The 20,902-nt window shown below is 72.3% G+C and carries 20 protein-coding genes; 14 read left to right on the forward strand and 6 right to left on the reverse strand.

Annotation, left to right across the window (positions count from 1 at the left end; all coding sequences use genetic code 11):
- The gene (locus tag F5972_RS15465) at positions 1 to 1,086 is read right to left on the reverse strand and encodes a methyltransferase domain-containing protein (protein ID WP_150934187.1); all 1,086 of its coding nucleotides are present in this window, start codon (positions 1,084 to 1,086) and stop codon (positions 1 to 3) included.
- A 418-nt stretch (positions 1,087 to 1,504) separates the two neighbouring features.
- Here F5972_RS15465 and F5972_RS15470 point away from each other — a divergent pair, with 418 nt between their 5' ends.
- A complete protein-coding gene (locus F5972_RS15470; protein WP_150934188.1) occupies positions 1,505 to 2,296 on the forward strand; it encodes a putative protein N(5)-glutamine methyltransferase in 792 nt (263 codons plus the stop codon).
- On the opposite strand, the gene F5972_RS15475 is transcribed toward F5972_RS15470, so the two are convergent.
- Positions 2,293 to 2,952 carry a TetR/AcrR family transcriptional regulator gene (locus F5972_RS15475; RefSeq protein ID WP_150934189.1) on the reverse strand — a complete coding sequence of 220 codons (660 nt, stop codon included), beginning with the start codon at positions 2,950 to 2,952 and terminating at the stop codon, positions 2,293 to 2,295. The genes F5972_RS15470 and F5972_RS15475 overlap by 4 nt on opposite strands.
- A gap of 68 nt (positions 2,953 to 3,020) precedes the next feature.
- Here F5972_RS15475 and F5972_RS15480 point away from each other — a divergent pair, with 68 nt between their 5' ends.
- Entirely contained in the window at positions 3,021 to 4,280 is a 1,260-nt protein-coding gene (locus F5972_RS15480; protein ID WP_150934190.1) for an FAD-dependent oxidoreductase, read from the forward strand.
- On the opposite strand, the gene F5972_RS15485 is transcribed toward F5972_RS15480, so the two are convergent.
- Complete coding sequence (locus F5972_RS15485) at positions 4,198 to 5,088, reverse strand: pentapeptide repeat-containing protein (RefSeq protein ID WP_150934506.1); 891 nt, start codon at positions 5,086 to 5,088, stop codon at positions 4,198 to 4,200. The two genes, F5972_RS15480 and F5972_RS15485, sit on opposite strands and share 83 nt — an antisense overlap.
- Before the next feature lie 237 nt (positions 5,089 to 5,325).
- On the opposite strand from F5972_RS15485, the gene F5972_RS15490 reads away from it, so the two are divergent.
- The 7 genes from F5972_RS15490 (at position 5,326) to F5972_RS15520 (ending at position 11,023) form a co-directional block, all read left to right on the forward strand.
- The gene (locus F5972_RS15490; RefSeq protein WP_150934191.1) at positions 5,326 to 5,574 is read left to right on the forward strand and encodes a hypothetical protein; all 249 of its coding nucleotides are present in this window, start codon (positions 5,326 to 5,328) and stop codon (positions 5,572 to 5,574) included.
- Positions 5,575 to 5,659: 85 nt separating this feature from the next.
- Positions 5,660 to 6,625: a tetratricopeptide repeat protein gene (locus F5972_RS15495; protein WP_150934192.1), complete on the forward strand. Its 966-nt coding sequence runs from the start codon at positions 5,660 to 5,662 to the stop codon at positions 6,623 to 6,625.
- A 10-nt stretch (positions 6,626 to 6,635) separates the two neighbouring features.
- Entirely contained in the window at positions 6,636 to 7,754 is a 1,119-nt protein-coding gene (locus F5972_RS15500) for a SagB family peptide dehydrogenase (protein ID WP_150934193.1), read from the forward strand.
- 97 nt (positions 7,755 to 7,851) lie between these two features.
- Positions 7,852 to 8,412 carry a helix-turn-helix domain-containing protein gene (locus F5972_RS15505; protein WP_150934194.1) on the forward strand — a complete coding sequence of 187 codons (561 nt, stop codon included), beginning with the start codon at positions 7,852 to 7,854 and terminating at the stop codon, positions 8,410 to 8,412.
- Positions 8,405 to 9,256 (forward strand): SRPBCC domain-containing protein, encoded by an 852-nt coding sequence (locus F5972_RS15510; RefSeq protein WP_150934195.1) that lies wholly within the window; start codon positions 8,405 to 8,407, stop codon positions 9,254 to 9,256. The genes F5972_RS15505 and F5972_RS15510 overlap by 8 nt, the downstream gene beginning before the upstream one ends.
- 111 nt (positions 9,257 to 9,367) lie before the next feature.
- Positions 9,368 to 9,850 carry a cation:proton antiporter regulatory subunit gene (locus tag F5972_RS15515; protein ID WP_150934196.1) on the forward strand — a complete coding sequence of 161 codons (483 nt, stop codon included), beginning with the start codon at positions 9,368 to 9,370 and terminating at the stop codon, positions 9,848 to 9,850.
- A gap of 9 nt (positions 9,851 to 9,859) precedes the next feature.
- The gene (locus tag F5972_RS15520) at positions 9,860 to 11,023 is read left to right on the forward strand and encodes a cation:proton antiporter (protein WP_150934197.1); all 1,164 of its coding nucleotides are present in this window, start codon (positions 9,860 to 9,862) and stop codon (positions 11,021 to 11,023) included.
- On the opposite strand, the gene F5972_RS15525 is transcribed toward F5972_RS15520, so the two are convergent.
- Positions 10,995 to 11,804: a cytochrome c oxidase assembly protein gene (locus tag F5972_RS15525; RefSeq protein ID WP_150934198.1), complete on the reverse strand. Its 810-nt coding sequence runs from the start codon at positions 11,802 to 11,804 to the stop codon at positions 10,995 to 10,997. The genes F5972_RS15520 and F5972_RS15525 overlap by 29 nt on opposite strands.
- On the reverse strand, positions 11,801 to 12,346 hold the full coding sequence (locus F5972_RS15530) for a DUF2243 domain-containing protein (RefSeq protein WP_225311515.1): 546 nt from the start codon (positions 12,344 to 12,346) through the stop codon (positions 11,801 to 11,803). Before F5972_RS15530 ends, F5972_RS15525 begins: the two co-directional genes overlap by 4 nt.
- Before the next feature lie 140 nt (positions 12,347 to 12,486).
- On the opposite strand from F5972_RS15530, the gene F5972_RS15535 reads away from it, so the two are divergent.
- Positions 12,487 to 12,918 carry a glutaredoxin domain-containing protein gene (locus F5972_RS15535; RefSeq protein ID WP_150934199.1) on the forward strand — a complete coding sequence of 144 codons (432 nt, stop codon included), beginning with the start codon at positions 12,487 to 12,489 and terminating at the stop codon, positions 12,916 to 12,918.
- A gap of 21 nt (positions 12,919 to 12,939) precedes the next feature.
- Here F5972_RS15535 and F5972_RS15540 read toward each other — a convergent pair whose 3' ends face one another.
- Positions 12,940 to 14,037, reverse strand: a complete 1,098-nt coding sequence (locus tag F5972_RS15540) for an MBL fold metallo-hydrolase (RefSeq protein WP_150934200.1) — start codon at positions 14,035 to 14,037, stop codon at positions 12,940 to 12,942.
- Positions 14,038 to 14,227: 190 nt separating this feature from the next.
- On the opposite strand from F5972_RS15540, the gene F5972_RS15545 reads away from it, so the two are divergent.
- The 4 genes from F5972_RS15545 (at position 14,228) to F5972_RS15560 (ending at position 20,889) form a co-directional block, all read left to right on the forward strand.
- Positions 14,228 to 16,447: an ATP-binding protein gene (locus F5972_RS15545; RefSeq protein WP_150934201.1), complete on the forward strand. Its 2,220-nt coding sequence runs from the start codon at positions 14,228 to 14,230 to the stop codon at positions 16,445 to 16,447.
- A 114-nt stretch (positions 16,448 to 16,561) separates the two neighbouring features.
- Complete coding sequence (locus F5972_RS15550) at positions 16,562 to 17,071, forward strand: alpha/beta fold hydrolase (protein ID WP_150934202.1); 510 nt, start codon at positions 16,562 to 16,564, stop codon at positions 17,069 to 17,071.
- Positions 17,072 to 17,144: 73 nt separating this feature from the next.
- Positions 17,145 to 19,919, forward strand: a complete 2,775-nt coding sequence (locus tag F5972_RS15555) for a helix-turn-helix transcriptional regulator (RefSeq protein ID WP_225311574.1) — start codon at positions 17,145 to 17,147, stop codon at positions 19,917 to 19,919.
- A 160-nt stretch (positions 19,920 to 20,079) separates the two neighbouring features.
- Positions 20,080 to 20,889: an alpha/beta hydrolase gene (locus tag F5972_RS15560; RefSeq protein ID WP_150934203.1), complete on the forward strand. Its 810-nt coding sequence runs from the start codon at positions 20,080 to 20,082 to the stop codon at positions 20,887 to 20,889.
- The last annotated feature ends 13 nt before the right edge of the window (positions 20,890 to 20,902 follow it).

Consider the following 20,902-nt stretch of genomic DNA (forward strand, 5'->3'; position numbering starts at 1 on the left):
TCATCGCGCCCCGCGTGCGGGCCTGGGCGCCGTCAACCGGACGAGGAACGACTCCGCCCCGGCGATCCGTACGCGCTGGAGGTGCACGGGCGTGAGGCCCTGACGGAGGGCGAGGGGCAGGTCGCCGACGCCGGGAAGCAGGACCACGGCGGCCCCGCCGGGGGCGAGCACCCGGCGCACCTCCGCCCACCACCGCGCCGGGGACGCGGCGAGCAGGCCTCCGGGGGCGACCTGACCACCCCAAGGCGGGTTCGCCAGAACGCGGTGGGCGACGCCGTCCCGCACCGGCAGCCGTCCGGCGTCGGCGCGAGCGACGGCGACGGGCAGCCCGGCCGCGTTCTCCCGGGCCGCCGCCACCGCCCGCCCGGCCAGGTCGAACCCGTACAGGCGGGCGGCCGCACCCTGCCGCGCCGCCTCGATCAGCAGCGTCCCGGCGCCGCAGCAGGGATCGAGAACCGTGTCGCCGGGCTCGACGCCGGCCATCGCCACCATGGCGGCGGCCAGCGGGGGGTGCAGGGTTCCCGGGACCGACTGCCGCTTGTAGTCCCGCCGGTGCAGGGGGCGCTCGGCGATCCGCAGCAGGAGCGTGGCCCGCTCGCCGTCCAGCGTGACGCGCCAGCCGCTGTGACCCGGCGGCGGTGCGACCGCGCCACGCCGTGAGTGGTAGCCGACCCCGAGCCGGCCGGCCAGGACGCGGCCCACCGCGTCCTCCACGTCGTATCTGGTGAAGGCGCGCCTGCCCAGGAACGACGCCGACACCTCGACGCCGGTGAGCCCGCGGGGGCCGCCGTGCTCACCGCGCAGCCGCGCCAGCGCGGCGAGGTCGGCCGCACCGGCGAGTGTGGCGGCGAGCCCCGCGAGCGCGGCGGCGCCCTGCCGGGTCGTGCCGACGTCGGGGCCCTGCGCCGCCAGCAGGAACACGTCGTCCGCCGTGCGCAGGCCCAGGGCGGGCAGGCGCGAGGCGCGGAAGCGCACCTCGCGATGCCCGATGTGTGTGATGACGCCGAGGCCGCGCCGCAGGATCTCTGCGGCGAGCGTCGGCTCCAGCCCGTGGACGCACCGCGCCACCAGGCTCGCCGCCGTCACGTGACGGCGGGAGCGCTGGGACGCGGAGCGGTGAGAGTGACAGCGCGAACGCGCATGGTGATCCTTCTTCTCCCGCGTCAGCCCGGGACGGCACGGCGCCGCCCCGCCTCGTCGGCGACGGGTCGTTCCTCGCTTCGCCGACGGCGGCTAGCGGAGGTGGAAGAAGGAAGTGAACTTCATGGCGGTGATCCTAGGCCCGCGAGATGCGGATGACCAACCCGGCGCCCGCCTCTTCGCTGGGGATGAAGGCGCGCTCTGATAATGTGCCGTCCACGGCGGCGACGACGCGAGGAGGTGAGCCCCATTACCGCTGAACTGGTCGGGTGCTCCCTTCTCCCCCTGCCTGTGGGTTGCGTGCGTACGGCCCTCTAGAGGCAAGGCGGCCCCGGGAGCGCCCTCGCACTCCGGAAGGCTCCCCATGTCCCTGACATCCTGCTCCCCCGCTCCGCCCTCGATCGTGGCCCGGCTGCGCGCCGCCGGGTGCGTGTTCGCCGAGGACGAGGCCCGTCTGCTGGTCTCCGCCGCGGCCACGCCCGCCGAACTCGACGCCATGGTGGACCGGCGCGTCGCCGGCCTGCCCCTCGAACACGTCCTCGGCTGGGCCGACTTCTGCGGCCTGCGGCTGTCCGTCGAACCCGGGGTGTTCGTGCCCCGGCCCCGCACCGCCTTCCTCCTCGGCGAGGCGGTCGCGCTCGCGCGGCCGGGGATGGTCGTGGCCGACCTGTGCTGCGGCTCCGGCGCGATCGGCGCCGCGCTGGCCGCCGCCGTGGGACCGATCACGCTGCACGCCGTGGACGTCGATCCCGCCGCCGTCGCCTGCGCCCGCCGCAACCTCGCCGCCGCGGGCGGCCGGGTCCACCACGGCGACCTGTACGCGCCGCTGCCCGGCGACCTGCGCGGCCGGATCGATCTCATCGTGGCCAGCCCGCCGTACGTGCCGACGGACGCGATCGGGCTGCTGCCGCCCGAAGCGCGGGACCACGAGCCGAAGGTCGCCCTCGACGGCGGCGCGGACGGGCTCGACGTCGTCCGGCGGGTCGTCGCGGAGGCCGCCCGCTGGCTCGCGCCCGGCGGGCACCTGCTGGTGGAGACCAGCCGGGGCCAGGCCGGGGAGGCCGCCGAGGCCGTCGCCCGCGCCGGGCTCACGCCGCGCCTGACCGTCAGCGACGAACTCGACGCGACCGCCGTCGCCGGCGCCCTGCCCGGCTAACTGTTCTGCCCCACGAGGCCGGGCCCGGCGCTCTCACCGCCGGCCAGGCCGTGCAGCAGCAGCCCGGTGAGCGTGTCGACGATCTCGTCGTCGCCGGCGGCGGGCCCGTGCTCGCCGGCGGTGAGGACGGCGTAGCCGAACATCGACAGCATCGCCGCCATCATCGGGGCGAGCAGGGCGGGATCGCCCGGCAGCGGGTGGCCGCGCTCCCGCAGATACTCCAGGTGGTCGCGCAGCACCTCCGACTCGGCGGTCAGGCTCGCCCAGGCGGCGCCGGAGGCCGGGCGCTCGGCGATCAGCGCCTGCATCCGCGCCGCCACGACCGGCAGGTTGGCCCGCAGCACGCTCCAGGCGACGGCCATGTGCCCGCGCAGCTGCGCCCGGTCGGTGAGGTCGTGGTCGCGGGGATGCCCGGCCGCCCCGATCTCCTCGTCGGCCTGGCCCTCCAGGTCGGCCATCAGCGCCTGGAGCAGCTCCTCCTTGCTTTTGAAGTGCTCGTAGAACGACCCCGTGGCCCGCCCGGCCTCCGCCGCGATGTCCGCGATCTTGGTGTTGAGGTAGCCGCGTTCCATGAACAGGCGGCGCGCGGCGTCCTTCAGCGCGGCCCGGGTCTCGGCCGCCCTCGCCTTGCGCACCCCGCCTTGACGCTCGTTCATGGGCGACATCATACTGAATCGCAATTCGCCGAATAACTATTCAGTGAACCGAGATTCAGGAGGACGGGATGCAGGTCATCGTGGCAGGCGGCGGGGTGGCCGGGGCGACGACCGCGCTCGCGCTGCGGCGCGTCGGAGCCGAGGTCACCGTTTACGAGGCGTACGCCGACCCCGCCGGAACGGTCGGCTCGTTCCTCAGCCTCGCCGCCAACGGGCTCAAGGGCCTGCGCGCGCTCGGCTGCCTCGAAGCCGTACAGCAGGCGGGCTTCGGCGTGGCGCGCCAGCGCCTGTGGGCCGACACCGGCAAACTCCTGGGCGACGCACCGCGCGGACGCCCCGAAGGCGAGCCCCTGCACAGCGTCACCCTCGAACGCGGGCGCCTCGTCGAGACACTCCGCGCCCGCGCCGCCGCCCACGGCGCACGCTTCGTCACCGGCGAACGGCTCACCGGCGCCGTCCGGGACGGCGGCGGCATCCGGGCCGAGTTCGTGAGCGGTCGCACCGCCCGCGCGGACCTCCTCGTCGGCGCCGACGGCATCTGGTCGGCGACCCGGCGCGTGCTCGACCCGGCCGCACCCGAACCGGCGTACGCCGGGTTCTACTCCGTCTCGGGCGTCTCACACGGCGTCGGCGTCAATGTCGACGTCGAACCCGGCGTCTTCAACATGGTCTTCGGCCGCAGGGGCGCGTTCGTCTACCTGGCCGCCCCGGACGGCGAGGTGTGGTGGTCCGCCCAGGTCGCCTCCGCAGCGCCCCCCGGACCGGACGAGGCCGGCCTGGACGACCTCCGGGACCTCTACCGCCACGAGGAGACGCCGTCCGCCCTGCTGCGCGCCGCGACGAGCGTACGGCGCCCGACGCTCATGCACGCCCTGGCGACGGTGCCGGTCTGGCACGACGACCGGATCGTCCTGGCCGGCGACGCCTGGCACCCCGTCGGCGCCGGTCAGGGCGCGTCGATGGCGATCGAGGACGCCGTCACGCTGGCCCGCTGCCTGGCGGCCGCCGGCGGCACACCCACTGCTGTACCGACCGCCGTGCCCACGGCCCTCGCCTCGTACGGCCGGGCGCGGCGGGACCGCGTCGCCAGGATGCTCAAGGCCGGGGACGACAACAGGGATGCCAAGGCTCTGGGCCCGATCGCCCGCCGGCTCCGGAACCTGATCATGCCGGTCGTCTTCCCGTTCGCCTACGAACGCGCCACGGCCTGGCTCTACGACTACGACCCCACCGCCGGCGACGGCCTTACTGTTGGCGAAGCGTCCAGTGCGCCGGGCGGCCGAGAGCGGGCGGAAGCCTCGTCGCGTCGTCACCCCGGGCGGCGTTGACCTGGGGCTGGGTGAGGAAGAGGCTCTCGGCGAGGTTCGCCCCGCGCAGGTCGGCCGCCCGCAGATCAGCTCCGATCAGATCCGCGCCGCGCAGGTCGGCTCCCGACAGGTCGGCGCCGATGAGGCAGGCTCCCCTGAGATTCGCCCCGCGCAGGTCGGCCCTCCTCAGCCGGGCGCCGGCGAGGTCGGCACCCCGATGATCGGCTTTCCGGCGCTCGCGGCCCTTGCCACCCTGACCCTTCCCACCCCGGCTCCCGCCACCACTGCCGGGGCCTCCCGCCGCCGCCCGGACCAGCTCGCTGACCCGCAGCAGCAGCCCGTTGACCGCGTCGTGGTGAGCGGCGACGTCCAGAGCCAGCAGTTCGCCCGGGCCGGAGAGGGTGAGATGCTCGGTATCCTCGAACGCGCGGCGCAGCTCGGCGTGGACCGGTCGGGCCTCGGGCAGTGACAGTCCCTCGCCGAGGTACCACAGCAGTTCGTGCAGGTGCCGCATCACCGCGAAGACCTCGAACATCCGCCCCGCGTTCGCGGGCTCCTCCCGCCAGCTGCGCCCGAACGTCACCTTCGAGACCTTCTGCCCCGCCCCGAAGCAGTCGTACACGGTGCAGCCGGGAAAGCCGCTCTCACGCAGGCGCGCGTGGATGCCGCAGCGGAAGTCGGCCCCCAGGTTGGGGCACGGCCGGCCGGCGTCCTTGGTGATCGCGAAGTCGGCCGAGGCGGCGAAGGGCAGCGCCACGCAGCACAACCCGAAGCAGTCGGCGCAGTTTGCCCGCAGGGCGAGCCGGTCGCCGCCGGGCGATGTGTCCACACCGGGGCGCGCGTGGTCGTGCGTGTCGGGCACGTGCTCGGTCTCCTCGTGTCGCGGGGCTCGCACAACGGACCAGTATCGCCGGTGAACCGGCCCTCACTGGACCTGGCGAGAGATCGTGCCGCTGAGATGCTTCCGGAGTCGGAGCCAGAGTAATGGGGGTGCGTGGTCACCCCGCCTGTACGAGGCCGGTTTCGGGCCGGCCGTCACAGGAGTCCCCCGGAAGGAGCGCCCTTAATGTCGCAGAGGACGTCCGAAGTGTTCGAGGTCCACCAGGACGGCTACACCCAGCCCGAGTCCGCCCTCACCTACAACCACAGCGAGACTCCGGTGTTCGAGGTCCATCAGGACGGCTACGCCCAGCCGGAGTCCGCCCTGAACCTCAACCACAACGAGGTCGCGGTGTTCGAGACCCACGAGGACGCCTACAGCGAACCGCACGCCCACATGGACGTCAACCACAACGAGGTTCTGATCGAGGCGTGAGTGCGTCTCGGCGTCCGCCTCCCCGGGCTCACCGGCTCCGGGAGGCGGACGCCGCCCACGGTCGTGACGTCGTACGGGAGGCCAGGTGAGCGGCGAGTCCCGTCCCGCCGGGGCGGCGGAGCTGCTGCGGCACGCGCGGGAGCGGTGCGCGGCAAGAGCCTTCGAGGAGGCGGAGCGGGCGTTCCGGGCCACCGCCGGCCAGGCCCGGCGCCAGGGCCAGGACGCGCTGCGCGTCCACGCCCAGTGCGAGCTGGCGAGCGCGTGGCGTATGTGCGGCCGCTACCGCAGGGCGGGGCTGCTGTTCACTCTCACTCTTCCCGCCGCGGAGCGGGTCTTCGGCCCGGAGTCGGTGGAAGTGGCCAAGGTGTGCAACGAGTGGGGTGTGCTGGGCAAGTACACCGGCCGATTCCAGCAGGCCGAGGCCCTCTACCGGCGGGCCCTGGCGATCCTGGAGGCGGCCCACGGCGGTGAGCACGAGGACGTCGCCTCCGTCTGCCACAACCTGGGCGGGCTCGCCCACGCCCGTGGGGACCACGAGGCCGGTGAGCCGTGGGCTCGCCGGGCGGTGGAGGTCCGCGCCCGGCTGCTCGGCGAGCGTCACCCGAGGGTGGCCGCGGACCTCGCCGCCTGGGCCGCGCTCGTGGAGGGCCGCGGACGCCCGGACGAGGCCGAGGCGCTGCTCCGGCGCGCCCTGGCCGTCTTCGAGGCCGCGTACGGCCCGGAGCACCATGACGTCGCCGCCGCACTGCACAACCTCGCCGCGCTGCGGCATCGTCGCGGTGACCTGGACGATGCCCTGGCCCACTACATCCGCGCCCTGGCCGTCAAGGACGCGGTCCTGGGTCCGGGCCACCCGGAATCCGCCGTCACCCTGATCAATCTCGGCGCCCTGTACCGCGCCCGCCGTCAGCCCGGCGAGGCCCACACCTGCTACAGCCGAGCCGTTGAGCTGCTGGGCCGGGCGGCGCCGGACCACCCTCATCTGGCGGCGGCACGCCGCGGCCGGGAGGCGGCCCGCGCGCTCCCGGCCCCGCCCCCGAACGAGAAGTGAGAGACCCGTCGTGAACGTACGCCTGTCCGGCTGCGGCGCCCTGCTGTGGGACGCCGGCCAACTGGTCTGGGACGACTACCTCGACCATCGCCAGTTCGCCCTCACCGACGGTGTCGAGCGCGTGTTGCGGTGGTTCACCGGCTTTCGCGACCTGGGCTCGGTGCGAGAGCTGGGGGGCGATCCCGACGAGGCCGCCCACTGGCACCGGGTCGCCACCGTCCTCGCCCAGCACGACATCCTGATCGCGGAGAACGGGCCCCGCCATCAGCGCGAACAGGCCATAGAAGAGGCCTGGCAGCCGTGGGGGCCGCTGGCGCGCGCCTACCACTTCTCCACCCGCTCCCATGCCGGCACCGCCATGCGCACCGCCGAACAGGACAACGAGGACCTCGAAGCCAAGGTTCTCACCGACCCGCCGCCTCCGGCGTTCTGGTCCCTGCCCGGCGCCACCCGCCTCGCGCTGCCCGACGCCGACCCCGGCGTCTGGCGCCATCGCGACCTGATGGACGTGCTGCACCGGCGCCGCAGCCGCCGCTACTTCGGGCCCGCCGCGCTGCCGCTGGAGACCGTCGCGGCCCTGCTCAAGACGGCCGCGGGACCGCTGCCGCGGGCCGAGGGCCCGCTGACCCAGGCGGGTGTGGACCTCGACCCCGACGGGGTGGTGACCGACTCCTGGCAGCGGGTGTTCAAGACCAGCCCCTCCGGCGGCGCCCGCCACCCGACCGAGTTCTACCTCTACGCGCGCAACGTCCAGGGCCTCGAGCCGGGCGCCTACCACTACGCCGCCGCCGACCACACCCTCGAGTTCCTCGGCCGCCGTCTCGACGACGAGCGGCTCGTGGCCGCCGTCGGCGACCAGGACTGGGTCGCCGGCGCCGGGGCGCTCATCTTCTACACCAGCGTCATCGCCCGCAACCAGTGGAAGTACACCTTCCCCCGGGTCTACCGGGCGCTGATGATGGACGTCGGCCACCTGAGCCAGACCGTCTACCTGCTGGCCACCGCGGCCGGTCTGCACATCACCTTCACGGCGGCCCTGCGGGACCAGATCGTCGAGGAACTCCTCGGCTGCGATCCCGCCCGCCACCTTGTCATCGGCACCTCCGTCATCGGCGCGCCCAGCCGCTGACCAACTCGCTGACCCGTACGGCCTGCCAGGACGCCCGGCAGGCCGTACGCGTACCCCATTGACAAAGAGATTTTTTACGTACAGGATTGTTTTTGCGATGAGAGACGTCCTGTACCTGGATCAGATCGAGCAGGCGGAAGCCCTGCTCAAGCCGCAGCGCATCGAGGTGCTGCGGCAACTGGCCGAGCCGCGCACCTGCACCGAGGTGGCGGCGGTGCTCGGCCAGACCCCCCAGCGCGTGTACTACCACGTCAAACGCCTCGTGGAGGCCGGCCTGGTGCAGCAGGTCTCCGAGCGGCGGGTGCGCGGCATCACCGAGGGCATCTACCGGGCGAGCGCCAGGTCCTACTGGCTGTCGCCCGGCCTCGTCGGCCGGATCGGCGGACTGCGGCGGAGGCAGGACGAGCTCAGCCTCGGCTACCTGCTCGACCTGATGGAACAGGTGCAGGCCGACGTCGCCGCCCTCGACCGGACGGCGCCGGAACTGCCGTCCATCGGCGTCTCCGGGGAGATACGCGTCACCCCCGAACGCCGTCAGGAGTTCCTCAACGACCTGCGGTCCGCACTTCAGGACCTGTTCACCCGCTACGGCGGCACCGAAGGCGACGCCTTCAAACTCGCCGTGGCCTGCTACCCCAAGGGAGACGACAGTGAGTGAGCCGATGATCATCCGTGTCCGCCTCGATGCCCCGATCAAGGAGGTGCGCCACGCGCTCACCGACCCCGCGGCGATGCGGGTGTGGCTGGCCGAGCACGCCGAGGTGGACCTGCCCGAGCGGTACGAGTTCTGGGGCCGCCGGACCCCCGAGGGCGAGGCCCCCCACCAGCGCCTGCTGCACGCCGACGACCACACCCTGCGCTTCGCCTGGCTGCTCGACGGCGAGGAGACCACCACGGAGATCACCCTGCGGGAGGAGGACGCCGCCACGACCGTCCTGACCCTGTCGCAGACCCACTTCGACTTCCAGGACGCCATCACCGGGGCGAGCATCCGCGGGGTGCTGCAGGTGTTCTGGTCGCTCGCCCTCTCCAACCTCGCCGACCACGTGCAGGAACGGGAGATCGGCCCGCAGCCCGACTACACCACCACCGACTTCCGCGGTCACCTGGACATCGCCGCGCCCGTGTCCACGGTGTACGAGTCGCTGATCGACTCCGACAAGGCCACCGAGTGGTTCGGGTACCCCATCGGCATCGAGCCGTACGTCGGCGGGCGCTTCGCGATGGGCGGCCTCGACGCCAACCCCCAGCCCGCGAAGATCATCGACCTGGTTCCCGACAGCGCGATCTCGGTCGACTGGGGACCGATGGGCGTCGTCACCTGGGACCTGGAGGACACCGGCGGCGCCACCCGCCTGACCTTCGTCCAGAGCGGTTTCGACACCGCCAACCCGCCGTACGGCGCCTGGACCGGATGGCTGTCCGGCCTCGCCGAGCTGCGCCGCTACCACGAGCAGCCGAACTGGCGTGCGATCTGGATCGCCGACGACCAGGCGGCCTGACGCCCGAGCGCCGTCGTCCCGCCGCCAGCGACACCGGCGGCGGGACGACGGCGTCTTATTGGTAGGTTCTCCGGACAAGTAATGACATCTCACGAACGGAGGAGCGGCGCCGTGGACGTCGAGCAGACGGTGTTGCCGGGGATCGGATTGCGGCACGAGTTCACCACCCGCTCGGGCCGGCGCATCGGGGTCGTCTCCCACCGCACGGGACGGCGCGACCTCGTCATCTACGACCCCGACGATCCCGACAGAGCGTGTGAGACCGTCAAACTCAACGACGAGGAAGCCGACGCGCTCGTCGAGCTCCTGGGCGCCCCCCGCATCGTCCAGCGCCTGAACGCCATGCACCGCGAGGTCGAGGGCCTGGTCAGCCTCCAGGTTCTGATCACACCCGGCTCCCGCTACGACGGCCGTCCCATGGGCGACGCGCAGGTGCGCACCCGCACCGGCGCCTCCATCGTCGCCGTGGTCCGCGCCGGACGCGTCTTCGCCAGCCCCGCACCCGACTTCGTCCTGACCGGGGACGACATCGTGGTCGTGGTGGGCGGCGAGGAGAGCACCACCGCCGTCGCCGACATCTTCGCCAGCGGCTGAGGGCAGCGCGTGCACAACACCGCAATACTCTTCCTCGAATTCGGCGCCGTCGTCCTCGGACTCGGCATTCTCGGAGCACTGGCGCTGCGCGTCGGCATCTCCCCCATCCCTCTCTACCTCCTCGCCGGCCTCGCCTTCGGCACCGGCGGCATCCTCCCGCTGGGCACCAGCGAGGACTTCATCGCCACCGGCGCCGAATTAGGCGTCATCCTCCTGCTGCTCACCCTCGGCCTGGAATACAACGCCGACGAACTGGTGACCAGCCTCAAGGGCAACGCCCGCGCCGGTCTGGTCGACCTCCTGCTCAACGCCGCCCCCGGCGCGATCCTCGCCCTGCTGCTCGGCTGGGGACCCGTCGCCGCGGTCGCCATGGCGGGCGTCACCTACGCCACCTCCTCCGGAATCACCGCAAAGGTCCTCTCCGACCTGGGCTGGATCGGTAACCGCGAGACCCCGGTCGTGCTGTCGCTGCTGGTGTTCGAAGACCTCACGATGGCGGTCTACCTCCCGGTCCTGACCGCCATGCTGGCCGGCCTGAGCCTCGTCGCCGGGGCGGTCACCGTGGCCATCGCGCTGGCCGCGGTCAGCGTGGTGCTGCTCGTCGCGCTCCGCTTCGGCCGCTACATCGAGGCGTTCGTCGCCAGCCCCAACTCCGAGGTGCTCGTGCTCAAGGTGGTCGGGCTCGCGCTGCTGGTGGCCGGGCTGGCCCAGCAGCTGCAGGTCTCGGCCGCGGTCGGCGCGTTCCTGGTCGGCATCGCCCTGTCGGGCGAGCTCGCCGAGGACGCCCACGCGCTGCTCGCTCCCCTGCGCGACCTGTTCGCCGCCGTGTTCTTCGTCTTCTTCGGCCTGCAGACCGACCCGACCAAGATCCTGCCCGCGGCCGGGCTGGCGGCCGGCCTCGCCCTGGTCACGATGATCACCAAGCTGATGACCGGAATCTACGCGGCCCGCCGCGCGGGCATCGCCCGCGCCGGACGGGTGCGCGCCGGCATCGCGCTCATCCCCCGCGGCGAGTTCAACATCGTCATCGCCGGGCTGGCCGTGGCCGCCGGCGCCCACCCCGATCTGGGCGCCCTGGCCGCCGCGTACGTCCTCATCCTCGCGGCCTTCGGCCCCCTGGCGGCCCGCCTGGTGCAGCCGCTCCTCACCAAGATCGCCGCGCGTACCGCGTGACGGCCGGCCCGCGCCCCGCACCCGTGCGGGGCGCGGGCCGCCACGTGGCGACCAGAGCCGCCGCGAGGAGAAGCTCGGCGATGTCGCCGCCGTAGTACATGATCTCCGCGCCGCCCTGGACCTCGGCGACCGGGGCGTGCACGTCCACCCAGAAGCCGCCGTACATCAACTGGGCCACGACGGCGTGCACGGCGACGGCGCAGCCGAGGTACACCAGGCGGGCACGGACCCCGGGCCGGCCCGGGGCCGGATCAGGCCCGGCGATCACGTAGACGAACAGGCAGCCCGACAGCAGGAAATGCGCGTGCAGCAGCCAGTGCCCCGCCGCCGACGCCGTGGCCGCGTTGTAGAGCGGGGTGAAATACAGCACCACGAGGCTGCCGGTGGACAGCAGCAGCGCGACCACCGGATGCGCCACCACCCGGGCGGGACGGCTGTGCAGCACGGCGGTCAGCCGCCGCCCGCCGCCGGCGGGCAGGGCGCGCAGCACCAGGGTGACCGGCGCGCCGAGCACCAGCGCGAGCGGTGCGTACATGCCGACGATCAGGTGCTGGACCATGTGACCGCGGAAGTCGGCGTGGGCGAACGACGCGACGGGCGGCGCCAGCGCCGCGCCCAGCAAGGCGAGCCCGGCGACGAACCCCGCCGTACGCCACCGGCTCCAGCCCCGCGCGGAATTGCGGCGGCGGGCCCGCCGCGCCAGGCACAGGTAACCGATCGCGCACCCGAGCACGGCCAGGATCGGCAGCGAGCCCGCGACGTGGGCGCCGTGTTCTGTCACTGCTCGTCCAGCTCGAAAGAGCGCCCGCTCCGCGCCAGCAGGTAGCCCCCGGCGACCAGCAGCGCGCCCAGGACGAGGAACCCGATGTCCCACCACAGCCGGTACGGCCCGCCGTGCACGTGATGGATGGCCAGGAGGTGATGGTCCACGACGCCCTCGACGAGGTTGAACAGTCCCCATCCGGCCAGGATCCAGCCCCACAGCACCCGCGAGCCCCACACCCGGCGGCGGTCCCGCGTGACCCGGGAGTACAGGATCGCCAGGCCGGCCAGGACCGCCAGCCAGCACACGGTGTGGAACAGGCCGTCCCACACCGTGTTCATCTCCAGCCCGGAGACGGTGCGCGGATCGTAGTACCGCACGCCGATGTGATCACTGTCGGTGCCGCTCAGCATGTGATGCCACTGCAGGATCTGGTGCAGCAGGATTCCGTCGGCGAACCCGCCCAGTCCCACTCCCAGCACGATGCCCGGCAGCCGGAGACTGACCGGTTCCAGCCCGGCGCGGGCCCCGCCCGCGGTGGTCGCCATCGGCTCGTCCACCCCTCCGTCCTCGACACCAGTGATCGGGTCCTCGCCAGGTTCCCGGGACGGACGGATCCAGTCACGCGGACGCGCGCGGATCGGCCACGTGACCTACCAACTTTTGCGGCGCCGGAGAACCGCCCGATAGCGTGACCACCATGCTGCGCGGATGGACACTGCCGGTCGTCTTCCTGGCCTGCGGGATCGCCTCGGCGTTCCGGCAGTCGGCCCAGGGGTCAACCGGCGGTGCCGTCACGCTCTTCCTGCTGTTTCTGTTCGCCGCCGTCCTGCTGTCTCCCCTGGTGTTCCCGAGGTCGATCGGCGCGGCCGAGGCGCGGCGCCGCAGCGAGGCAGTAGACGGCCGCCCGATCGTCTACTGGCGTCCGGGCTGCCGCTACTGCCTCCGGCTCCGGCTGCGTCTCGCCCGCGACGCCCGGCGGCTGCACTGGGTGAACATCTGGCAGGACCCCGAGGGCGCGGCGGCGGTCCGCGCCGCCATCGGCGGCGACGAGACGGTGCCGACCGTCGTGGTCGCCGGCAGCCCTCACGTCAACCCCGACCCCGAGTGGGTACGCCGCCACCTCCCCTGACCACGCACGTCCGCGGCGCGGTCAGGGACGGATGCCGAAGGGGCCGAGCAGACCGGCGTCGATCCGCAGAGACTCCAGCAGGCCGAAGGCGTTGTCCTTGGTGAACACGTCGGCGGCGGCCAGAATGCCGAGGTAGTCGGCGATGACCGGGGCGGCCGCCTGCTCGGCGACCGCGTTCAGGTAGGCGGCGAAGACCGCCCACGAGTTGCCGGCTGGACCGTACTTGCCGAAGAACGGCGCCGGGTCGAGGCTGGAGACCGTGTCACGGACGCTGGTCTGCAGGTCGGCCAGGTATCGCTGTTGCAGGTGTCCGTCGGCGCGGGCGCCGAGGCGGCCGAGGTGACCGCCGACGAGGGTGCGCCACGGATATCTCATGGCGATGCCGTGGGCCCGCAGCCAGCCGGGGATGTCCTGGGAGACGGCGAGGTTCTTGAACGGCACCCAGCCGGGATAGAGCACATCGACCACCATCAGCGTCTCCTGCTTGGGGGCGTAGACGAAGATGTTGTCGGGTGAGTGGTTGGGGCCGTGGTAGGCCAGTTCGAGACGCTCGCCGCCGACCTGCAGGACGTGGTGGTCGTCGAAGGTGAGCGTGGGCGCCGGCCGGTTCGGGTCCGCGTCCCGGCGCAGGAATCTCGCGGTCTCGGTATGCCCGATGCGCACGACGTCCCTGCCGAAGATCGAGGCGGCTCCGATGTGGTCGGCGTGCGAGTGGGAGTAGACGAGGTGGGTCACCTTCCGGGGACGGCCGTTCGCCCTGGTGACCTCCTCGATGGCGCGCAGCAGGTTGTGCCCGATGGTGGGTGGCGCGTCGACGAGGACGACGCCCTGGCGCGTGGTCAGGAACATGGCCTGGTAGGAGGAGTCGGTGACCCAGTGCAGGTCGCCGTCGATCCGGCCGACGAAGTAGCCCCTGTCGTTGAGCGCCGGGCCCTTCGACGCCTCGGGGATGGGCGCGTAGTCGGGGAGTACGGCGGCCGCCTGCGCCTCACCGGCCCCGAGCAGGCCGGCGGCCAGGGGCAGCGCCGATGCGACGGCCGCCCGGGCGAGGAAGGTTCGCCTACTCGAGTGGGTGGTGGACGCCGTGGCATCGCTGCCTGTGGCGCGATCTGCGTTCATGGGGCACACCGTAGAAACCGGCCCGCCTGCCGCGCGTGCGTCACCTGACTGCGTCACCGAGCGCCATGTGACTGCAGGTCGTGATTCAGGCTGAAGCCGCTGTCACCGGTCTTCCCCGTAAGCTGTGGGTGATCTCCATTGCTTCGCGGAGTAGGAGCACCCGATCACCACCCCACCCAGCTTCGCCGAGGTGCTGCGCCGTCATCGGCACGCGGCGCGTCTGACACTGGAGCAGCTCGCCGAGGCCTCGGGAGTCAGCGCCCGGACGCTGTCGGACATGGAACGCGGACGCAGCAAGGGCCCCCAGCATCGGACCGTCACCGCACTGGCCGGCGCCCTCGGCCTGACGGACGCCGACCGCAAACAGCTCGTCGAGCTGGCGCGCGAGGGCCGCCTGCGCGATCACTGGGACCGCCCGACCGGGCTGTGCGAGCTGCCGCGCTCCGTCGACGACTTCACCGGCCGGGCCGCGGGACTGGCCTGGATCAGCGAGCTCCTAGGCGCTGGGAACGCGAGTGTGGTGCTCATCACCGGCTCCGCCGGGCTGGGCAAGACCACTCTGGCCGTCCGCGCCGCCCACACCTTGAGGCCGGACTTCCCCAAGGGGGTGCTCTTCCTCGACCTGTTCGGTATGTCTCCACAGCCTCTGGCCGCCGACGACGCCCTCGGCATGTTGCTTCGCGCACTCGGCACGGCGGAGCAGCAGATCCCGCGCGACGTCGCCGGGCGAGCTTCCTTGTACCGGTCCCTGCTGCGTGACCGGCACGTGCTGATCGTGCTCGACAATGCCGCCTCCGAGGAGCAGGTCCGGCCGCTGCTGCCGGGCGGCGGCGCGGGGAAGGCCCTGGTGACCAGTCGCCGCCTGCTGGCCGGCCTGGAAGGAGTGCGCAGACTCGGTCTCGGGTCCCTGCCCCTGGTCGAAGCCACCGAGCTGCTGACGGGAATCCTCAAGGACCGCGGCGCCTCGGACGACGGATCGGCCGTCTCACAACTCGCACAGATGTGCGGCGGTCTGCCCCTCGCACTCCGGATCGCCGGGAATCGGTTGGTCAGCCGCCCCGGCTGGAACGCCGCCGACCTCGCCGCCCGGATGACGAACGAGGAGCGCCGCCTCGACCAGCTCAGCGCCGGCGATCTCAGGATCGCCACCGCCTTCGGGTTGTCCTACGAGCAGCTGGCCGACGCGCCGCGGCGGGTCTTCCGCCGGCTCGCCCTGGTGCCGGGGCACAACTTCGACGCCGCCCTGGCCGCCGTGGTGGGCGGCACGTCGATCGAGGGGGCATGGGACGCCCTCGACGAACTCGTCGACCTCGGTCTGCTGCAGGACAGCACGTCGGGCCGCTACCGCTTCCACGACCTGGTCCGGCTGTTCGCCCGCGACCGGCTTCAGCAGGAGGAGCCCGCGGCCGATCGCGACGCGTTCACCGAGACGATGACATCGTGGCTGCTGCGGATGGCGACGACCGCCGGACGGTGGTTCGAACCCGGGTACGGTGATCCTGGTCACGCCGGCCCCGACACCACCGGCCTGTCCTCCCCGGAGGAGGCCGACCGCTGGCTGCGTGTGAACGCGGACAACTGGCTGGGCGCGTTACGCCACGGGGCGAGCATCGGCCGGTACGCCGCCGTCCTCGACTGCGCCGAGTCGATGGACTGGTTCTCCGACCGGTGGATGCACGCGCCGCACTGGTACGAGGTCTTCACCCTCGGCGCCGAGGCCGCCGCCGCGCTGGGCGATCCGGCCCGGCAGGCGGTGCTGCTGAACATGCTGGCCTGGGTCCATCTGCTGCCACGGGACGACCCGGAGACCACACTGCGCTACACGGCCCAGGCGACGGAGCTGGCCACCCGCGGTGGTGCCACAGCGCAGGTCGCCCTGGCCCTCCACCATGCGGGGGGCGCGCTTCGACGGCTCGGGCGGCTCGACGAGGCCATCGCGTCGGAGACCCGGGCGGCGGAGATACACAAGAAGAACGGCGACATCGATCGTTACTGCCACTCTCTCGGCGCCCTCGGCACCTGCCTTCGCGATGCCGGACACCACGCCAGGGCACTGGAGCAGTACCTCGACCTGCTGGCCCTGCTGGACGACGACCGCTCGGGGGCGACACCGAGCGTCGCGGCGGTCATCCGGCCGATCGCGCTGGCCCGCGTCGGCGAATGCCTGGGACTGCTCGGCGACCGGGCCGAGGCGATCACCAAGCTCACCGAGGCGATCAGCCTCATGGAGCAGGTCCAGCTGCCCGTCCCGCAGGCCCGCTCCCTGGAGACGCTGGCGGCCATGCTGGCAGAGGAGGAGCGGACCGGCGAGAGCCGCCACGCCTACGCGCGTGCGGCCGAGGTGTACCAGGCCGTCGGCGACGCCGAGGCGAGCACCCGCTGCCACGAACTGGCGAACGCCGCCCCCTGACGGTCTCCGCGCTACTTCTGCGTCCTGTTCTGCGTGGCCGGGCCGCGTGCGCGCGACTTGGATGGAGAGCACCAGGACGGGCTCCGAGCCTGTCCGCCCAGCTCGGGAGCGCCCATGACCACCATCAGGAACATCGTGCTCGTACACGGTGGATTCGTGGACGGATCGGGCTGGCAGGGTGTCCACGAGGAGCTGACCAGGGCAGGACTGCGCGTCCACATCGTCCAGAACCACATCGTCCGCAACCACATCGTGCGGAACGCGACGCTGTCGCTGGAGGATGACGTCGCGGCGACCCGCCGGGTCCTGGACGGCCTCGACGGCCCGGCCGTCCTGGTCGGCCACTCCTACGGCGGAATCGTCATCAGCGAGGCCGGCACGCACCCCAACGTCACGTCGTTGGTGTACATCGCCGCGTTCGCCCCTGACCAGGGCGAATCGGCCTGGCGGCACAAGCCCAGCTGGTATCTCGTGGCGACCGAGGACCGGATGATCCCGCCGCCGGCCCAGCGCATGATGGCCGAGCGCGCCGGAGCCAAGGTCGTCGAAGTCATCGTCGGCCACGCCGTCCACGTCTCCCAGCCCGCCACGGTCGCCGACCTCATCCGCGAAGCCGCCGCCTGACGACGTCCGCCCCCGATCGAGCGCATCAGTGAAAGGCCGGAATCCTTTGACCCTCGTTAACGACGCCGGCTTGGTGCTCGTCCCCGGCGGCCCCCTCGTCACCCCCACCCTTGACACCACACCTTCACTTTTCGGGCGGGAGTCCGAACAGCGGCGTCTCGGAGATTTCGTGCACGGCGTCCGCATGACCGGCGGGGCGATGCTGGTGCGCGGCGAGGCGGGAATCGGTAAGACGGCCCTGTTGCTGGACACGGCCGGGCTCGCGGCCGCACATGGCATGCGAATCCTGCGGACGGCCGGCGTGGAATCAGAGACACACATGCCCTTCGCCGGTCTCAATCAGGTGCTGTTTCCGCTTCGTACCGAGTTCGCGGAGCTGCCCACCCCGCAGCGTGACGCGCTGGGAGCAGCGTTCGGGCTGACCGACGTCCGGGTGCCGGACCCGTTCCTCATCGCCCTGGCCACGCTGAACCTCCTGGGCGAGGCCGCCGCCCGCTCGCCCGTCCTGCTCCTGGTCGAGGACGCCCACTGGCTCGACCGCGCCAGCGCCGACGTGCTCGCGTTCGTCGCGCGGCGGCTGGACTCGGAACCGATCCTGCTGCTGGCCGCCATCCGCGACGGTTTCCAGAGCCCGCTCGACAGGGCAGGGCTGCCGGAACTGCTCCTCGATCGGCTCGACGACGCCGCCGCGACCGCCCTGCTGGAAACGCACAGCCCCACCCTGACCTCGGCGGTGCGCACACGGTTGCTGCGGGAGGCCGCGGGAAACCCCCTCGCCCTCGTCGAACTGCCGATCACCGCGGACACGCGAAACGGGAGAAGGCCCCTGCCGCCGGGGTGGCTCCCGCTGACCACCCGTCTGGAACAGACGTTCACCGGCCGCATGTCGGGGCTGCCGCCGGCCGTCCGGACCACGCTGCTGGTGGCCGCGCTCAACGACAGCACCACCCTTTCCGAGACCCTCGACGCCACCGCGCTGATCACCGGTCTCCCCGTCACCGCGGACGATCTCGCTCCCGCCGTCACCGTACGGCTGGTCGACGTGCACGAGACCGAAGTGACGTTCCGGCACCCGCTCATGCGCTCGGCCATCTACCAGGGCGCGAGCGTCTCCCAGAGGCACGCCGCGCACGCCGCCCTGGCCGGCGTCCTCACCGGCCGGCCCGACCGCAGCCTCTGGCACCGCGCGGCATCCACCCCCAGGCCGGACGAGACCATCGCCGCCGAACTGGAGACCGCGGCCGGAAGCGTACGACGCCGGGGCGACCTGTTGTCGGCCGTCGCGGCGCTGGAGCACGCGGTCAGGCTCAGCGAGAACCCCGATCACCGGTGCGAACGGCTGGTCCTGGCCGCCGAGTACGCGGCCGAGATGGGACGGCGCGACATCGTCGTGCGACTGCTGGGCGAAGGCGAGCGGCTGCGGCTGTCGGCCCGGCAGCGGGCCCGTGTCGTGTGGATCCGCGAGAACTTCGAGGACGGCATCCGCGACGACAGCGCGGCGGCGCACGCACTGGCCGACCTCGCCGAGAGCACGGCGGCGCAGGGAGACGTCGATCTCGCACTGAAGCTCCTGTCCAGTGCGTCCCTGCGATGCTTCTGGGCTCACGCCGACGAGCGGGCCCGGCAACGCGTCGTCACCGTGGCCGAGGCCCTGCCCGTCGACGATCTGGACGGGCGGTTGCTGACGGTCCTGGCGTTCGCGGCTCCGATCGAGCGCGGCAAGGTCGTGATCGAGCGGCTACGCCGTCTGGCCGCCCACCCGACAGGCGGCCGCCCGCCCGCCCGCCTCCTCGGCAGTTCGGCGTTGATGGTGGGGGCGTTCGACCTGGCAGAGGAATTCTGCGCCGCGTCGCTGCCCGTCCTGCGCGCGCAGGGCCGGCTCAGCCTCCTGGCACGGGACCTCGGAGCACAGGCGTGGAGCGCGGCCCGGCTGGCCGACCTGAGCGTGGCCATTCCCGCGGCCGAGGAGGCCGCCCGTCTGGCGCACGAGACCTCCCAGCCGCTGATGCACGCCATCGCCCAGGCCTCGGGCGCGGTGCTCGCCGCGCTACGCGGCGAGCAGGATCGCGTGGAGATCCTCGGGATGGCCGCCGAGCAGGTGGCCCTGCCCGTCGGAGCCCGCCCCGTTCTGGCCACGGTGCAACTCGCGCGCGGGCTCGCCGCGCTGGGCGAGGGACGTTACGCCGACGCCTTCGACCATCTGCGACGGATGCACGACCCCGCCGATCCGGCCTTCCACCTGGCGCTACGCTGCTTCTCCGTCGCCGAACTCGCGGACGCCGCGGTGCACAGCGGTCAAGGCCGCGCGATCGCCGGCATCATCGAGGAAATGGAGACAGTGGCGCTCGCCACACCGTCGCCGGCCCTGCACGCCGACCTGCGCTACGCCCGGGCCGTTCTGGCCGACGAGGCGGCGGCAGAGCCCTTCTTCGCCGCCGCGATCGCGGCCGACCTGCGGCGATGGCCCTTCGTGCGGGCCCGGGTGCACCTGGCGTACGGGGAATGGCTGCGGCGCCAGCGGCGTACGGCCGAGTCGCGGGCGCCCCTGCGCATGGCGCGAGAGACGTTCGATGCCTTGGGGGTGATCCCCTGGAGCGAGCGAGCGCGCCAGGAGTTGCGGGCCTCCGGCGAGAGCAGCCGCAGTCGCATCAGCGAAGCGCGCGACGTGCTGACCGCGCAGGAGCTCCAGATCGCCCAGATGGCGGCCGACGGCCTGACGAACCGGGAGATCGGCGAGAAGCTCTATCTCTCCCATCGAACCGTCAGCTCCCACCTCTACAGGATCTTCCCCAAGTTGGGGATCACCTCGCGATCCGCGTTGAGCACCGCCCTGCGCGTGTCGGCCTGAACCCGCCGCTTCGCTCGAGTGACCCTCGGGTGACGCTCGGTGACGCAGTCATGTGACGCTAGCGAGGTGCGCGGAGGCCTTCCTACGGTGAGGCCCTGGTCACCCACATCCGTACCGCCGCCGCGACCCAGGCGGACGAGCATACGCAGAGGAGCAGCCGATGACCGCACCGGCCATCCCCGTCATCTTCATCCACGGCCTGTGGCTACACGCCACCTCCTGGTCCTCCTGGATCGAGCTGTTCACGGCCGCCGGCTACGACGCGACGGCCCCCGGCTGGCCGGGCGACGGCGAGAGCGTCGAACTGTCCCGGAAAGACCCCGACAGCATCGCCGACCACGGAATCGACGACGTCGTCGCCCACTACACGGAGATCATCAACGCTCTGGACGTCAAGCCGATCCTGATCGGCCACTCCTTCGGCGGCATGATCGCCGAAAAACTGCTCGGGCAGGACCTGGCCAGAGCCGCGATCGCGATCGACGCCGCGCAGATCAAGGGCGTGCTGCCGCTGCCGCTGTCGGCGCTCCGCTCGACCCTGCCGGTGTTCAAGAACCCGGCCAACAAGCACCGGGCCGTCTCCCTCACCCTCGACCAGTTCACCTACGCGTTCGGCAACGCCATCCCGGCTCAGGAGGCCGCCGAACTCTACGAACGCTGGACCATCCCCGCACCGGGCAAGCCGCTGTTCGAGGCCGCCGCCGCCAACTTCTCCCCCCACTCTCCCGCCAAGGTCGACACCGGCAACAACGCCCGCGGACCGCTGCTCCTGATCGCCGGCGGCAAGGACCACACCGTTCCCGAGACCGTCACCAAGGCGACCCTCAAGCAGTACCGGGACTCCACCGCGATCACCGACTTCCAGGAGTTCCCCGACCGCGGCCACTCCCTGACCATCGACCACGGCTGGCGTGAGATCGCCGACGCCTGCCTGACCTGGCTCGCCAGGAACGACCTGCAGGCACGCTGAAGGCGCCGAAGGG

This window comes from Microbispora cellulosiformans (assembly GCF_008728085.1).
Classification (GTDB): domain Bacteria; phylum Actinomycetota; class Actinomycetes; order Streptosporangiales; family Streptosporangiaceae; genus Microbispora; species Microbispora amethystogenes.